General features: G+C 61.6%; 15 protein-coding genes. 5 read left to right on the top strand and 10 right to left on the bottom strand.

The window, feature by feature from the left end:
- Nucleotides 1-29: 29 nt before the first annotated feature.
- The gene (locus tag MUN80_RS24600; RefSeq protein WP_244717377.1) at nt 30-1,004 is read left to right on the top strand and encodes an alpha/beta hydrolase; all 975 of its coding nucleotides are present in this window, start codon (nt 30-32) and stop codon (nt 1,002-1,004) included.
- Nucleotides 1,005-1,082: 78 nt separating this feature from the next.
- On the opposite strand, the gene MUN80_RS24595 is transcribed toward MUN80_RS24600, so the two are convergent.
- The 5 genes from MUN80_RS24595 to MUN80_RS24575 form a co-directional block, all read right to left on the bottom strand.
- The gene (locus tag MUN80_RS24595) at nt 1,083-1,313 is read right to left on the bottom strand and encodes a GNAT family N-acetyltransferase (RefSeq protein ID WP_375373972.1); all 231 of its coding nucleotides are present in this window, start codon (nt 1,311-1,313) and stop codon (nt 1,083-1,085) included.
- Nucleotides 1,310-1,609: a GNAT family N-acetyltransferase gene (locus MUN80_RS24590; protein ID WP_244724971.1), complete on the bottom strand. Its 300-nt coding sequence runs from the start codon at nt 1,607-1,609 to the stop codon at nt 1,310-1,312. The genes MUN80_RS24595 and MUN80_RS24590 overlap by 4 nt, the downstream gene beginning before the upstream one ends.
- A 38-nt stretch (nt 1,610-1,647) precedes the next feature.
- Entirely contained in the window at nt 1,648-2,421 is a 774-nt protein-coding gene (locus MUN80_RS24585) for a metallophosphoesterase family protein (protein WP_244717374.1), read from the bottom strand.
- A 76-nt stretch (nt 2,422-2,497) separates the two neighbouring features.
- Nucleotides 2,498-2,956, bottom strand: coding sequence for a DUF6428 family protein (locus MUN80_RS24580; RefSeq protein ID WP_244717371.1), 459 nt, complete (start codon nt 2,954-2,956; stop codon nt 2,498-2,500).
- A 51-nt stretch (nt 2,957-3,007) separates the two neighbouring features.
- Nucleotides 3,008-3,358, bottom strand: coding sequence for an ArsR/SmtB family transcription factor (locus MUN80_RS24575; protein WP_244717368.1), 351 nt, complete (start codon nt 3,356-3,358; stop codon nt 3,008-3,010).
- A 269-nt stretch (nt 3,359-3,627) separates the two neighbouring features.
- Between MUN80_RS24575 and MUN80_RS24570 the strand changes: the two genes are divergently transcribed.
- Nucleotides 3,628-3,825: a hypothetical protein gene (locus MUN80_RS24570; RefSeq protein ID WP_244717365.1), complete on the top strand. Its 198-nt coding sequence runs from the start codon at nt 3,628-3,630 to the stop codon at nt 3,823-3,825.
- Between the two features lie 104 nt (nt 3,826-3,929).
- The gene (locus MUN80_RS24565) at nt 3,930-4,673 is read left to right on the top strand and encodes a J domain-containing protein (RefSeq protein ID WP_244717363.1); all 744 of its coding nucleotides are present in this window, start codon (nt 3,930-3,932) and stop codon (nt 4,671-4,673) included.
- Between the two features lie 81 nt (nt 4,674-4,754).
- On the opposite strand, the gene MUN80_RS24560 is transcribed toward MUN80_RS24565, so the two are convergent.
- From MUN80_RS24560 to MUN80_RS24550, 3 genes are all read right to left on the bottom strand, one after another.
- Nucleotides 4,755-5,546, bottom strand: coding sequence for an SDR family NAD(P)-dependent oxidoreductase (locus MUN80_RS24560; protein ID WP_244717360.1), 792 nt, complete (start codon nt 5,544-5,546; stop codon nt 4,755-4,757).
- Between the two features lie 174 nt (nt 5,547-5,720).
- Complete coding sequence (locus tag MUN80_RS24555; protein WP_244717357.1) at nt 5,721-7,349, bottom strand: T9SS type A sorting domain-containing protein; 1,629 nt, start codon at nt 7,347-7,349, stop codon at nt 5,721-5,723.
- A gap of 522 nt (nt 7,350-7,871) precedes the next feature.
- Nucleotides 7,872-8,603, bottom strand: a complete 732-nt coding sequence (locus MUN80_RS24550; protein WP_244717354.1) for a metal-dependent hydrolase — start codon at nt 8,601-8,603, stop codon at nt 7,872-7,874.
- 184 nt (nt 8,604-8,787) lie between these two features.
- Between MUN80_RS24550 and MUN80_RS24545 the strand changes: the two genes are divergently transcribed.
- Entirely contained in the window at nt 8,788-10,464 is a 1,677-nt protein-coding gene (locus MUN80_RS24545) for a T9SS type A sorting domain-containing protein (RefSeq protein WP_244717352.1), read from the top strand.
- 110 nt (nt 10,465-10,574) lie between these two features.
- On the opposite strand, the gene MUN80_RS24540 is transcribed toward MUN80_RS24545, so the two are convergent.
- Nucleotides 10,575-11,903, bottom strand: coding sequence for a T9SS type A sorting domain-containing protein (locus MUN80_RS24540; protein WP_244717349.1), 1,329 nt, complete (start codon nt 11,901-11,903; stop codon nt 10,575-10,577).
- 196 nt (nt 11,904-12,099) lie between these two features.
- Nucleotides 12,100-12,387: a hypothetical protein gene (locus MUN80_RS24535; protein ID WP_244717346.1), complete on the bottom strand. Its 288-nt coding sequence runs from the start codon at nt 12,385-12,387 to the stop codon at nt 12,100-12,102.
- Nucleotides 12,388-12,565: 178 nt separating this feature from the next.
- Between MUN80_RS24535 and MUN80_RS24530 the strand changes: the two genes are divergently transcribed.
- The gene (locus MUN80_RS24530) at nt 12,566-14,233 is read left to right on the top strand and encodes a T9SS type A sorting domain-containing protein (RefSeq protein WP_244717343.1); all 1,668 of its coding nucleotides are present in this window, start codon (nt 12,566-12,568) and stop codon (nt 14,231-14,233) included.
- The last annotated feature ends 41 nt before the right edge of the window (nt 14,234-14,274 follow it).

The following is a 14,274-nucleotide window of genomic DNA, read 5'->3' as shown; positions in this document are numbered from 1 at the left end:
TGCAGCTTGGCTCACCTTGCTTCTCTTGTATGGCTTCTTTTCCGTACCAGCCCGACGTACTGGGCCCCGATTTTGAACAGCACCGCATCAGCCAGGCTTCCGACTACGAAGGTCCGGTCGTCTGCACGCTGGTGCGGCTGCGCGAGCAGGTCCCGAGTCCGCGGGCGGTGCTCTACGTGCACGGCTTTACCGACTACTTCTTCCAGCGCGACATGGCTTTGGAGTTTCGTCGCCACGGTTTCCGCTTCTACGCACTGGATTTGCGCAAATACGGCCGTTCCTGGCTGCCTCACCAAACGGCCAACAACGTGCGCGACTTGGCAGAATATTACGCCGACCTCGACGCGGCGCTGGCCATTATGCGGGCCGAAGGCAGCACCACTGTCGTGCTTAGCGGCCACTCCACCGGCGGCCTGATTGCGGCCCTTTACGCCCACGACAGAGCGCCCCGCACCCAGTTAGCCGCACTGTTTTTGAACAGCCCGTTTCTGGACATGCACCAAAACTGGCTTAACCGCAACGTAGGAGTCCCGCTGGCGGCGCGGCTGGGGCGCGTGGCCCCCGATATTCAGTTGCCAGCCAACCTGCCTACCGAGTACGGGCGCAGTCTGCACCGGCAGTACCTGGGCGAGTGGGAGTATAACCTGGCCTGGAAGCCGATAGAGGTATTTCCCGTGAAGCTGGGCTGGTTGCGAGCCATTCATGCCGGGCACCGTCGCGTGGCCCGGGGCTTGAGCGTTCCGCAGCCCATCCTGGTCTTGCACTCCGATAAGACCGTGACCCAACCGGGCTGGAGTGAGCAGTATTTCCAGGCCGACGGCGTGCTCAACGTGCGCCATATCCGGGAGCTGAGCCCACAGCTGGGCCCACGCGTAACGGTGCAGGCCATTCCGGGCGGCATCCACGACCTAGTTCTTTCGCGCCCGGCCGTGCGGGCTCAGGTGTATCAGGTGCTGTTTGAGTGGCTGGCCACCGTGCTGCCCGATCCAGGCCAAGCCGGGTAGCACGGTATGCCATGCTTCAACTTTGCTCAGTATAACCAACCCTGAGAATCCACAGACCTGCTCTTCGCCAGTGGCGGCTCAGCCTGCACTTATAGCATCGGTAGCAGCGGCCGGGGTAGCGCCGACTACGCGGCTGCGCCGCTCCAGCAGCACCGTGTCGCGCCAGATGCCGCGCAACTGCCCGATTTTCTCCCGGCGGCCTACCAGCCGAAAGCCCGCCGCCTCGTGTAAGCGGAGGCTGGCCGTATTTTCGGGGAAAATACCCGCCTGCAGCGTCCACATGCCCTGGGCTTCTGACTCGGCTATCAAGGCCGCCAGCAACTGCCGACCCAGGCCCTGCCCCGAGCTTCGGCGGCTATATACACGCTTACTTCGCCCACGCCGCCGTACACGCAGCGCCCCGATACCGGCGACAGGGCCGCCCAGCCCAGCACCCGCCCGGCACCATCCAGTGCTACCAGACGGCAGTGATTCAGATGGCCCTGGTCCCATTCGTCCCAGCCCGGCGCCGCGGTTTGAAACGTAGCGTTGCCCGTGGCCAGACCAGCTTCATAAATAGCTTTGGCCTCGGGCCAGTGAGCGGCGGTAAAGGGTACAAGGGTCATGGCAGGAGAGAAGCGGTTGGCAGATTGGAACAAGAAATCTAATAAGCTCGCCGCAGCATGTCGGCATATTCGTTAGGTAAAGCAGAGTTTTCCACGGCTTGCGCGGCTTTTTCCACGTCGTAGGCCACGCGCACCAGCTCCGAGCGGATATTGTGCGGGTCGGTGAGGGAAGTATGCTCGTCGAGGTGCAGCAGTTGGTAGGCCGCACGCGGGTCGCCGTCCTTGGGCTTGCCCACCGAGCCAATGTTCAGGGCGTGGCGGTACCGCGTTTCACCCTTGTGCTGGTAGGCAAACGTGCGGTGAAAAGGCTTGTGGGTGTGACCAAAGAGCAGAATATCGGCCGAAGCATCCTCCAAAACCCGCAAAAAGCTGTTCTCGGGCCGGTCCTCAAACAGATACTCATTGATTTTGCGCGGCGAGCCATGTACCAGCAGCAGACTGAGCGTGCAAGGCTCCTGGTCGAAATCCAGGCGGATGTGCTTGGGCAGGTGGCACAGGTAGCGCCGCTCAGTAGGGCCCACTACGGCGTTGGTAAAGGCAATGCTTTGCGCGCCCAGGGCCTTTTCGGCGTCGGTTTTGTAGGCGCATCCGCAGTTGTCGCTGCCCAAACCAATGCCCTGGTCGTAGTTGCCGGCCAGGGTGGGAATACCGCGGCGGCGGACTTCATTCACCACTTCGTTGGGCCAGGGCGCGTAGCCCACCAGGTCGCCGAGGCAGAAAACCATATCGGGGCGGCGCTGGTCGAGGTCGGCCAGCACGGCTTCCAGGGCCGGAAGATTGCCGTGTACGTCCGAGAAAAAAGCCAGGGTCATGAGCAGCAGAGTAAGGGAAGGTTGATAAGCCCGGTGGGGCGGCTTTTAGCGGACCGCCCCACCGGGTCAGCTCGTTCTAGCAGCACCCGCCGCCCGGGGCGCAGCCAGCTACCTGTAGCTGGGGCAGGGCCTGCAACTCGGTCGGAATACCGCAGGCATCCTGGGCCAGGCAGGCCGTTTGCTTGGCAGTCAGGATGAAATCCTTGCCGTCGAAGGCCAGGCCAAACTTGCCGATGGTGGCCTGCTGGTACTCTACCTCGATGTCGAGGTCTTCTGAGCCCAGAATTTTCTCCGACAGGTTCAGAATGTGCAGAAACTTCTGGGGTGCCAGGCGGTGGTCGTAGTCGCCGGCTTCCCAGAGCTGGAAGTTGGCCACCGTTTCCTGCCGCTCGGTTCCGCCGCAGTCAATAAAATGCTTGCTCACCAGGCCTACTTCCGTCACGTGAAAGTGAGAGGGCAGGTAGTCGCCGCTAGGCAACCGGAAATTGACGGCGTCAAGCCCGGCCAGGTGCTGCTTCATTTCGGAGATTTTCATAGTCTTGAAGAAGTGGAGTGAAGGATGGGAAAGTGCTGGAGTAGTAGCCGACTAGCAGGCGCAGGCATCGGCCGGGCCGCAGGCCGGGTTGGCCGTAGCCACCTCGAAAAAGGCCGCGAACTGCTGCCGGACTTGCCCGAGTAGCTCCGTGTTGAGGCAGTAGCACACGGTCAGCCCGTCGATTTCGCCCTGAATTAGGTTCAGCGCCTTAAGCTCCTGCAGGTGCTGCGACACGGTAGTGCGCGACAAGGGTAGCTCGGCGGCAATGTCGCCGGAAATGCAGGTTTGCTTGGCCGCCAACAGTTGAATAATAGCCACCCGCGCCGGGTGAGCCAAGGCTTTGGCCATACGGGCCAGCTGCTGCTGGTCGGCGGTGAAGTCGGCGGCTTTCGAGTAAGTCATGTTAAGCTATGAAGTATGACGTAAATATACGACATAGTTTGAAAGTGGTATTATCAGCCCCAATTTTTATTCTGTTCCTTCCATTTACGGGCCTTTACCGGAGCTAGCAGATTGCACCAGATAGAGAATATAGACCTTGGCAGATGAAAAGAAGCCGCTCAGCTAAAAGCTCGGCAATAGAACTCTAATAGGTGTCTCTTTGGAGAGTAATAAGGCGCTGGCAGTCAGCGCTACATCCGTTCTCCTCTCGTTCTCTACCGCCTTTTGCTATGCGCACTTCTGTGTTCCGCCGGATTTCTTCTTTCGTAGCCGTGTTGCTGCTGCTGTGTATGTCGCTGAGCGCCCTGGCCGATACGCCTTACCAGCGCGCCCGGCAGCGGGGCCGCCGCTACGTGCACCGGCCCGTCTACAAGCAGTATCAGGGGCCGGTTCGTCACCGCGGCGGCCTACTGGCGCTATTCCGCTAGCAGAAGGCGGAAAGCTGTTCGGGGCACCAGAAATTAAATGGCTGGGCTATAGCGCCATCCGGTGGGGTTCGTTATTTTAAGGCTTTTCTTGAACGAATCCAGGTATGCAGGATTATTACCGCCTTCTGGGAGTGGACGTTACCGCTTCGGCGGCCGAAATTGAGCAAGCCTACCAGCGCCAGAAAAACCGCCTGAGCCGCCGCACCGCCGACCCGGCCATGCAGGCCCGGCTGCGGGAGGTGCATACCGGCTACGAAATTCTGGCCCACCCGGGCCGGCGCCTCGCTTACAACGTGCTGCTGGCCCAGGAGCCCCTGCCCGAGCTGCCGCCCGACCCCATGGCCCAGCTGATGGCGCGCTACGCCCCCGCGGCCCGCTGGCTCAACGCAGCTCTGGTGGCCTTCTGCTTGCTGCTGGCCCTCGACTGGGCATTACCCGGGCAAGAGTTTGCCGGCGAAACGGTGCTGATCCGCCAGATTGTGTCGGTATCGGCGGCGGCTTCCGACCCGCAGATGGCCTACGACGTAACTACGCCCCGCACCGCGTTCCGGGTGCCCAGCCGCTACGGCCACCGCGTCCGGAAGGGTATGCGGGTAACAGTCAGCCAAACGCCACTGCTGGGGGTAGTGCGCCGCATCAGCGCTCCGCCCACCGCACCGGGCGAGCCTGCCATTTTTAAAGCCTCGGGCGGCAATATCTACGGCTCGTTTAGCCCGCTGCTTGGGGTGCTGCTGGTAGTAGCCACGCTGGGTGTGCTGCCGGGCCGCTCCCCCGAAATGCGCGTCAATACGGCAGTGGTGGGCTTTTTGCTGGCCGTAGTAGCCCTGGTCGTGCTGATCTGGTTTTAGAAGAAGTGCAGGATGGCCAGTCCCATAAAAAAGGCCTCCTGTTGCTGGGAGGCCTTTTTTATGTAGTAACGAGCTCCACAGTTAGGCAATGCTGCGAATCACGCCGCCGTCGACCCGCACGGAGGCGCCGTTGGTAGCGGCGGCCAGGGGGCTGGCCAAATAGGCCACCATCGTAGCAACTTCGTCGGGGGTAGCAAAACGTTGCAGCAACGACGATGGGCGGGCATTCTGGAAAAAGTCGTGCTCTGCTTCCTCCTTGGTTTTGCCCGCGGCCGAGAGCTTGGCCAGAAACTCCTGCACGCCTTCCGAAGCCGTGGGGCCGGGCAGTACCGAGTTGACGGTGACGTTGGTGCCTTTGGTTAGCTCGGCCAGGCCGCGGGCCACACCCAGTTGCGCCGTTTTGGTGGTACCGTAGTGAATCATTTCCTCTGGAATCTGCAGGCCTGATTCGCTGGAAATGAACAGAATCCGGCCCCAGTTCTGGGCCAGCATCAAGGGGAAATACTGGCGGGAAAGCCGTACGCCGCTCAGCACGTTGACCTCGAAAAAGCGTAGCCATTCCTCGTCGGTGATGTTGGCGAAGGGCCGGGGCTCGAAAATGCCTACGTTGTTGACCAGGATATCCACCGTGGGCACTTCCCGCAGCAGGTTCTGGATTTCTTCGGCCTTGCCAAAGTCGACGGCGACGCCCCGCACCCGGGCCTGAGGCGTAGCGGCCAGAATAGCGGCCCGGGCCTCCTCGATACGGGCTGTGGTGCGCCCAGTCAGGATGACTTCGGCGCCCTCGGCGGCCAGCCGCTGCGCAATTGCCAGCCCGATGCCGGCCGTGGAGCCGGTAACCAGCGCCAGTTTATTGGTGAGTTGTAAATCCATGTCAGAAGAAAAGTAGCAGGCTAAATTCCCTCCTTAACCAGCCAGAACCGGTTTTGTCTTTGCCGCGCAACCCGCTCGGGCAGAAGTATTACGGCTTCAGCCCAAAAATCAGAAGCCGTGCGGCGGAGTCGGCAACTCGCCGCACGGCTCCAACCTGGGCCGGCTAGTAGCCCGTTAGCGCACGGTCACGAGCTGGGTCGTAACCTGCTGGTTGTGCTCCAGGTTGAGCACGTACAGGCCGCTGGGCAGGCCGGCAGTATCGAATGTCGCGTCGGTGGTGGTGCCAGCCGTGCTGCGCAGGGTTTGTTGGGCCACGATGCGCCCGAACGGGTTCAGCAGCGTGGCTTTCCAGTTTTGGTCGGCGGCCGGAGCCTGAATGCGGAGCGTAAAGCGGCCTTGCACCGGATTGGGGAATACGCTCGTCACCAGCGCGGTAGGTGAGCTGACCTGGCAGGAAGGCCGACCGTCGGCATTGTCGAGGCGGGCCAGGTAGCAGGCCGTGGCCGGATTGTTAGTTGTGTAGGGCCCAAACTGACAACTACCGGTGGCAATGCCGGCCGTGTATACCGTGTTGCGCTCGTCCAGAACCAGGCTGCTGCCGGTGCTGCTGCCGGGGCCGCCAACGAGCGTGGTGCGCGCCACTTGCCCATTGGCTTGCAGCTGGGTAATAAACGCCTGTCCGTTGGCTTGGGAGCCGGTCAGGTAGGCCCGGCCTGCCGCCTTGTCGACGGCAATATCGGTTGGGAAGTCGTAGTTGGGGCCGCCCAGAGCCGTAGCCCACTCTACCTGGCCCTGCCGGGTATAGCGCGTAACGAAAATGTCGGCGCTGCCGGTGCTGGTCAGGGTGGTGGCTCCGAAGGTGGTGCTGCCACTAAAGCTGTCGGCCAGGTACACTTTGCCGGCGGCATCGGTGCCCAGGCTGCGCCCGTCCCCGGAGCCGGCCGGGGCCAGGGCCCACCGCAGCTGCCCTTGGGCCGCATCGAAGCGTAGCAAAAACAGGTTGCTGTCCGAGTTGGCGGGTTGCAGCGTGGTGCCGTCGACGGTGAGTGTGGAGAAAAAACTGCCGCTGACGTAGCAGTTGCCAGCCCCATCGACGGCGGTAGCCCGGCCCGTGCTGGGGGCGTAGGTATCGGCGGGGGCGTCCCATACTTTGGCCCAGCGCACCGTGCCCTGGGGGCTGTAGCTGGCCAGAAATGCCTTATTCTGCCGGTTGCTGAAGCTGCGGTTGCCAAAGCGCACGGTAGTTCCACTCACGGAGCCCGTCACGAAGCTGTTGCCGCCCTGGTCCACGGCCACCGACCAGCCCCGGCTCGGGACGGTATTTCGGTCGGGAGCCGTACCACTGACCTGCTGCACCCAGCTTACCGCACCTGCCGGGTTGATTTTGAGTAGCAGCACGTCGTCGGTATCCGGGCTTTGCGACGTGAGTTGACTGTTGCGACCGTAGCTGAGCGTACCCCGGAAAGAGCCCGTTACGAAGCAGTTGCCGCTGCGGTCAACGGCCAGGCTGGTGGGCAGCACATCGTCGCTGACGTTGAGCTGGGTGGTTTGCGTTACCTGGCCGTTGGGGTTGAGGCGGGCAACATAAAGGCAGCGGCCGGGGCTGGTCAGCAGGCGGTTGCCGAGCTGCAGCCGGTTGTCAAACAAGCCAGTTACGTAGATCTGGCTGGTAGAGGAACCAGCTAGGTCAACCACGGAATTGACGCCTTCCACGGTACGCAGCCAGCTCCAGGTTGGAGTTTGGGCAAGGCCAGCGGGGGCAGTCAGCAGGAAAAAGGTGAGGGCGAGAAAGAGTTGTTTCATAGCAGCGCGAAGCGGATGGGAAATGAGAGAAATGGGTAGGAAATGAAAGGGTAAAGGCAAAGCGGAAAGCAGGGCCGCAACCGGCCGCCCGCAGACTTGGCTGAAGAAAGGGAAGGGACCGGGGGCGAAAACCCACTGGTGGTCCGGCTAGAAGGTATGTGGCAGAAAAGGATAGGGCTGCCCGGCGCTAACCCAAAATAAGGTGCATACCCGCTCCAGTAGCGGGTGAATTATCTGATAAAGCGTTAACAATCTGCTCTCTACTCAATTGCAGGTAACACGGCTCTTGCTACCTGTCGACCAACCTTCCGATTTTAACTTCCCGGAGCTTGGTACTACGATCCAACGGCTTGTTCTTAAAATGGAAGTTATTAAATCTTATTAATAATTGGTATTGTTCAATAGAAAAGAATTTTTGCTTGAGCTTCGTTGCCCGTAGGTGGCTCTTCTATATTCCAGGTCTGGTCCAGGGCTCTTCTGCGTACCCAGCCCTTAGGTATAATTACTCTTGCGCTAATTCAGCTACAACCGACCCACGTCCAGCGTTTGTCCGGCTTGCAGCGCGTGAATGGTCACGGCATCGGTGGGCTTTAGGTGCTGCTGCAACTGCTCGGGCGTGCCGACCAGCGAAGCAAAGGTGCCGTAGTGAAAAGGCACCACGTGGCGCACCTGCAGTAGCCGGGCTGCCACCGCTGCCTCCCGCGGACCCATCGTGTACCGGTCGCCGATGGGCAGCAGGGCCACCGTGGGCTGGTAAAGCTCGGCCAAGAGGCCCATGTCGCCGAACAGGGCCGTGTCGCCGGCGGCGTAGATTACCGTATTGTCCGACAAGGCCAGGATGTAGCCCACAGCCTCGTGCTGAAAGCCGGTTTTGTTACCCGGCAAATCGACGTGAGCCGCGTGGTGAGCCACGGTCATCGTCAGGCGTACATCCAGCAGGCTAATGCCGCCGCCCACGTTCATGGGCTCAAACTGCTCGGCGGGCACTCCCTGCTCATAGAGGTAGAAGCGCACCGGCGCCGGCGCGACGATCCGGGCCCCGGTGCGGGCCAGCAGCGCCGGCAGCTCGGGGTCGAAATGGTCGTCGTGGCCGTGGGTGATGAGCACCAGGTCGGCGCGCTCGGGTGCCCGCAGCTCGGCCGGCACGTAGGGGTTGCCAGTCAGCCACGGGTCGAGCAGAATGATACGGCCCTCGGGCGTGGTGATGCGGAAGCTGGCGTGTCCCAGCAGTTGCAACTGCGAATAAGTAAGCATACGGGTTCGGTTTGGAGCCTAAAACTAGGTGAGCTGAGCCCGGAAGCAAGCCGTTTGGTGGCAGTGAGGAGGAAAAGAAAGGGTGACTAGTGAAATCCGCTAGCCGTTTTCTGCCGGGTTTGTGGCTAGGGGGATGCAATATATTGTACCACCTTTGTGGTTCACCTTGTTACTTGCCGCGGTTATGTTTCCGTTGTTCTCTTCGTCCCGCATAGCCTTGGCTATCCTGGGCCTGGCTGCTCTACCTGCCCAGGCCCAAGTGGCTCCAACCTGGAATGCTTTGCTGCGGGCCTACCCCCTTAACTCAAGCAGTATCGGGCAGACCCAACGAGTTGCCGTGGCTCCCGATGGTAACCCGCTGGCCAGTGGCACCTTTGTGGGGCACCTCACTATTGGCGGCGTCACCCTCTCCACGCCTGGTGGCAGCCAGGGCGTCCAGATGTTTCTGGTCCGCCTCAATCCCGACGGCACTCTAGCCTGGAGCCAGCAGGGAAGCAGCAGCTCCAGCCAGGACGACCAGCGTACCCATGTCAGTGTTGATGCGGCGGGCAACAGCTTCTTCAGCGGCAACTTCCGGGGGCGGCTTGGGTTTGGCACTACAGCCCTCACGTCGGCGCCCGCCGCATTGTCGGAAGTATTCGTGCGTAAGTATGATGCCCAGGGCAACTTGCTGTGGTCGCGCACCGGAGGGCTAACTACCGGAGGAGTTTTGGGCAATATTGCCACTGCCGTTGATGCCAGTGGCAATGTCCTGGTGACGGGAACTTACAGCGGCACCGACCTGAGCTTTGGCTCGACTACCAAGATTTCCAGCCCTGACCAAGCTGTGTTCCTGGCCAAATTCAACTCGGCGGGCACCTTGCAGTGGCTACGCCAGGATGGAGGCAATAACCGGGGTGGAGCGTACGTGTGGGACCTTGGTACCGATGCGGCAGGCAACACGGTTATGGTCGGCGACTTCTTTAGCCATAGTACTTTCGGGAGCGTTACGCTAACTCCGCTTGAAGGAGCAAGCTTCATGGCCCAGGATATTTTCGTCGTCAAATACAGCCCCCAAGGCACTGTACTGTGGGCTAAGCAAGCGGGAGGCCTCTTCGTCGACGCAGGCCGTGGTATTGCCGTGACCGGTGATGGCCAAATAGCCATTAGTGGTGCCACCGACAATGAGAGTGCCTACCTCGCGCGCTTCGATGGGCAAGGCAACCGGCTCTGGGAGCGAAAAATGGTTCCTGTCGCTACCGGCACGGGGGTAGGCCAGGCCGTGGCTTTTAATAGCCGGGGCCACCTCTTCGTGACGGGTACTTTCAAAAAGGGGCTTGTAGTGGGCCCTACCACTCTGAGCACCGGCCGCAATAGTACGAACTTGTTTTTGGCGCAGTTTGATGCGGCCGGTAACGTGCTGTGGGCCGACCAGGTAGGGGGCCCTGCTGAGGATGCTGCCAGCAATAGCTCGGATGTCGCCACAGACGCTGCTGGCAATATTTTCGTGACCGGAGCCGTGGGCGGTACCGTTAGCTTTGGAGGCATTACCTCCGTCCGGCAAGGCACGTTCAATGGGAGTCCTATGGTTCCGTACGTGGCCCGACTTACAGCTGGTGTGCCTCTGAGTACTGCCCGCTTCGTCGGCGCTGCGCTAGCCTTATACCCTAATCCCGCTTCTGCATACACGCAACTAGTGCTGCCCGCCGGCGCGCAGGTAACGATAACCGATGCCCTGGGCCGACAGGTGCGCGAGCAAACCTTTGCTGCCACTACCCAGCCTCAGTTATTATCGGTAGCAGGTCTCACGCCGGGGCTATACCAGGTGCGCGCCACGCTCACCACCGGCGAAGTAGCCCAGGCGGCCCTCACGGTCCGCTAGTCACGGCTCGCAAGGTTGATGGTAAGAAAAGAGCCCGGCTACACAGCCGGGCTCTTTTGTTGCTAAGGAAGTAGTCGGACCAAAAGGCTGCTGACCAAGACCGAGGTTGCTTATTGCTTAACCAGGCGCTGGGTGGCGGTACCGGCCGCAGTTTGCAGACGAATCGAGTAAACGCCGGCGGGCAGCGCACTCATATCGAAGGTGTGGGTCGTGGTGCTAGCGGGCAGCTGTACGGTGCGCACCGTCTGGCCCATTGGGTTGAGCACGGCCGCGGTGCGGGCCGCTCCGTCCCAGCGTAGCGTCACCGAGCCGGTGGTGGGGTTGGGGTAAGCCTCGGCAACTAGGGCCTTAGCCGTTTGGCGCTTATTGCTCAGTAGCACGAAGGCCGAGTAGGTGTACAGGTTGGAGTTGACGTAGGTAGTGGCGCGGCTGGGCTCATATACCTGCGTTAGCAGGCGCAGCACTTCGCCCGTGGCCGCGTAGCGCAGCATCGAACGTTGGCCATATTCCAGGCTCCAGGCATTGTTGCGCCACTCCTCGGAGAGGTATTCCGTGTTGTTGCCCTGGGCGTCGAAAGTGTGCTTTTCGCGGACGGAGTTCTGCCAGTTCCCCGACGCAAGCGCCTCTTCGCCCGTTGCGACGAAGCTGCCATTGGCTCCGAATACGTAGGTGTAGCGTGCCTCTGGCTCCCATTGGCTCTGTGACTTATACTCCACAAGGAGCGTAGCGTACAGGCGCTTGCTCCAGTCGTACCAAGTGTAGGTGTAGCGGGCTGCATCCTGCCACGCGCCTTGCTCCCAGTCCTGCCGTACCATCGAGGTCCACTCATTGGTCGTAGCCGATACGGTGTACGTCAGCTTCTGGGAGTTGACAAAATTTCCCGTGTCGAAGTCCTGCACCACTTCAGTAAGGAGCACGCCCGCCGAGTTATACGTCAGCAGGTAGCGGTGTCCGTCGTTGGTAGCCCAGGCCGAGCCGAGCCAGTCCTGGTACAGACGCTCGGTGATATTGCCGTAGGCGTCGTAAGTAGCCGCGAAGCGGCCGGTATTAACCCAGCCGGTGCCGCTCCAGCTCTGGTACACTTCCTCGGTGTTCAGGCCCTGGGCGTCATAGCTGTAAAGGCTGCGGTACAGGGGAGTCTGGGTGGCGGAGTCAGCCACTGTTTCCTGGGTCAGGTGGCCCTGGGTGTCGTAGCCGTAGGTTTCTACGGTAGCCTTGGTCCAGCTGTTGGAGCTTGAGTCCCAGGTGTGGTGCACGGCCCGGCCTGCCTTCGAGGCGCTGGTCGGGCGGCGGGCTACTGCCGGGGCAGCGGGCTGGCCAGGCTGCGGGTACGTATGGTGACGGGCCGGGCCGGCGGGCGAAGCAGACCACGACGTTTGGGCTGCCGATTCGAAAGCGGCGCTGAGGAATAGCCCGGTAAGAAGAGTAATAAGGCGCATAAAAAGAATAAGTGAAAAAGGAAAGTGGGGCAAGGTACCACCATTCGGTGGTGCTGGTGGGAGCCTAATGCGCCCCCAAAGGTTGCTTGGCTGCTGGTGCTGGTTGCTGGCGCTAAAAAAAGGCCTAGCTAAGCAGCCAGGCCTTTTTAGGAGTGTGGAAGAAGGAAATACGTAACAGTAAAATAATGTGGCCCTGCTAGTCCCAGATAGGCTGCCAGGTTTGCTCGGCCACGGCGGCAGTGTTAGTAGAGAGGTAGTCGTTGTAGAGCTGCTCGGCCCGGCCTTGGCTGATGATGGGTGGGCCTTCGATGGGCAGCACCAGCAGCGCTGCCTCGGGACCGAGCTGCAGGGCCGAGCTGAGCTCCTGCTGCAAGTGCGCAACATCGCCCGGGTAGGCTTCCTGTATTTTGACTACGGTCAGGTGCTGGCCTTGGTGCTCGATACGGGCAAACACGCCGGCCGGAATAATAGGGTTGGGTTCCATTGCGAGTGGTTCGAAAAGAAGTAACTAGTAGACTCCCGTACGCAGAACCGGCCCGGCGTGGCCGGATTGATTCCGTCTGCTCCCACCCACAAGGAAAAAGGGGTAGCCTGATGCAACGAAAAAGCCCTGCGCGGACCCTTACCTTTACAGCCCTCTTTGTACCTCTAGCTTCGCGACTATGCGTTTTTCTACTGTTCCCTCCATTTTTCTAGCATCCCTCGCCGCGCTGAGCCTGGCCCCGCAGGCCGTGCAGGCCCAGGTAGCCCCAGCCTGGAGCAGCGTGGTGCGCGCCGTAGCGCCGAGCGCCAGCCCTAGCCTGGGCAGCCAGGGAGCCAAGGTAGTCGTGGCCCCCGACGGCAGCCAGATTGTCAGCGGCTATTTCCGCGGCGACTTCACGCTGGGGGGTGTCACGCTGGTTGGCTCCGCCGTGGCCAATGCCGTAAACGTATTTGTGGCCAAGTTTAACCCCGATGGCTCGGTGGCCTGGGTTCGGCAGGGCACCAGCAATTCCAGCCAGGCCAACCAGCGGGCTTATACCTCGGTGGATGCCGCCGGCAACGTGTACCTCAGTGGCAGCTTCAGCAACCAGCTGCAGTTTGGTACCACCACCCTGACCGCACCCGCCGACGTCACCGATGCCTACCTGGTGAAGTACGACCCCCAGGGCACCCTGCTCTGGATTCGCCGCGGTGGCATGCAAACCGGCAGCGTGCTAATGGAAGTGAACACCGGCACCGATGCCGCCGGCAACGTTTACCTGTCCGGTGGCTTCTCCGGGGGCAGCCTGAACTTTGGCTCGACCACCGTTGTCCGGGCCTTTGCGTCGAGTGCTTACCTGGCCAAGTTTGATGCGGCCGGCACCTTGCAGTGGCTGCGCCAGGACGGCGGCAACGACAGTGGCGGCGCCAACGGACGGGGCATCAGCGTCGATGCGGCCGGCAACGCCTTCGTAACGGGTACCCAACGGGGCATCAGCACCTTTGGCACGTTCACGCTAAACTCCGGCGCCACGCCCAACGACAATCTCTACCTGGTGAAGTACAGCCCCCAGGGCACCCCGCTATGGGCCCGCTCGGCCGGTGGCGCCGGCGCCGAATCCGGGGCCGACGTGGCCCTCGATGCGGCCGGTAACATTGCCGTCGTGGGCATCAGCCAGCAGCAAGCGTCCAGTATGTACCTGCTGCGCTTCGATGTCCAGGGTACTTTACTGTGGGAGCGGTTCGTAGAGCCCGTCGGCCCGACCTTCCTCATGGGCAGCGGCGTAGCCTTCGATAACCGGGGTGGCCTCTACGTTACGGGTACGTTCCAGTCGTCCATCCGCTTCGGTACCACGACCCTGACGGCACCTTCTGGGGCCTACAACCTGTTTCTGGTGCGCTACGACCAGCAGGCCAGCGTGGCCTGGGCCGGCAGCGTAACTGGTCCCACCTTCAACGATGGCGGCAGCGGCTCCGACGTGGCAACCGACGCGGCCGGCAACGTCTTCCTAACCGGCGCGGTGGGCGGCAACGTGACGTTCGGCCCCATCAGCTCGCCCAACACCGGCACCAACGTCTTTCTGGCCCGCCTCACGGCTGGCAGCATCCTAAGCCGTACGGCCGCCGCGCGCACCAGCCTGGCCTTGTATCCCAACCCGGCCACAGGCACGACTACCCTCACGCTGCCTGTTGGTGGCGGCCACCTCGTGCTCAGCGACGCGCTGGGCCGCCCCGTGCGCGAGCAGGTGCTGCCCGCCGTAGCCGGCACCTGCCCCGTCGCCCTCGACGGGCTTGCGCCCGGCGTTTATCAGCTGCGCGCCACGCTCGGCAACGGCACCATGGCTACGGCCCCGCTGCTGGTTCGCTAAGACGACCCTTACCTAACTCTGGCCCGGCCCGCCTACCTGCA

It is taken from the genome of Hymenobacter cellulosivorans (genome assembly GCF_022919135.1).
GTDB classification, from domain to species: Bacteria; Bacteroidota; Bacteroidia; order Cytophagales; family Hymenobacteraceae; genus Hymenobacter; species Hymenobacter cellulosivorans.
Note: the sequence above shows the minus strand (reverse complement) of the source record. Positions and strands in the feature narration are given on the sequence as shown.

Coding starts and splice junctions, on each gene's coding strand:
- MUN80_RS24600 (WP_244717377.1), top strand. CDS start 30: ATGGCTTCTTTTCCGTACCAGCCCGACGTACTGGGCCCCGATTTTGAA.
- MUN80_RS24590 (WP_244724971.1), bottom strand. CDS start 1,609: ATGACCCTTGTACCCTTTACCGCCGCTCACTGGCCCGAGGCCAAAGCT.
- MUN80_RS24585 (WP_244717374.1), bottom strand. CDS start 2,421: ATGACCCTGGCTTTTTTCTCGGACGTACACGGCAATCTTCCGGCCCTG.
- MUN80_RS24580 (WP_244717371.1), bottom strand. CDS start 2,956: ATGAAAATCTCCGAAATGAAGCAGCACCTGGCCGGGCTTGACGCCGTC.
- MUN80_RS24575 (WP_244717368.1), bottom strand. CDS start 3,358: ATGACTTACTCGAAAGCCGCCGACTTCACCGCCGACCAGCAGCAGCTG.
- MUN80_RS24570 (WP_244717365.1), top strand. CDS start 3,628: ATGCGCACTTCTGTGTTCCGCCGGATTTCTTCTTTCGTAGCCGTGTTG.
- MUN80_RS24565 (WP_244717363.1), top strand. CDS start 3,930: ATGCAGGATTATTACCGCCTTCTGGGAGTGGACGTTACCGCTTCGGCG.
- MUN80_RS24560 (WP_244717360.1), bottom strand. CDS start 5,546: ATGGATTTACAACTCACCAATAAACTGGCGCTGGTTACCGGCTCCACG.
- MUN80_RS24555 (WP_244717357.1), bottom strand. CDS start 7,349: ATGAAACAACTCTTTCTCGCCCTCACCTTTTTCCTGCTGACTGCCCCC.
- MUN80_RS24550 (WP_244717354.1), bottom strand. CDS start 8,603: ATGCTTACTTATTCGCAGTTGCAACTGCTGGGACACGCCAGCTTCCGC.
- MUN80_RS24545 (WP_244717352.1), top strand. CDS start 8,788: ATGTTTCCGTTGTTCTCTTCGTCCCGCATAGCCTTGGCTATCCTGGGC.
- MUN80_RS24540 (WP_244717349.1), bottom strand. CDS start 11,903: ATGCGCCTTATTACTCTTCTTACCGGGCTATTCCTCAGCGCCGCTTTC.
- MUN80_RS24535 (WP_244717346.1), bottom strand. CDS start 12,387: ATGGAACCCAACCCTATTATTCCGGCCGGCGTGTTTGCCCGTATCGAG.
- MUN80_RS24530 (WP_244717343.1), top strand. CDS start 12,566: ATGCGTTTTTCTACTGTTCCCTCCATTTTTCTAGCATCCCTCGCCGCG.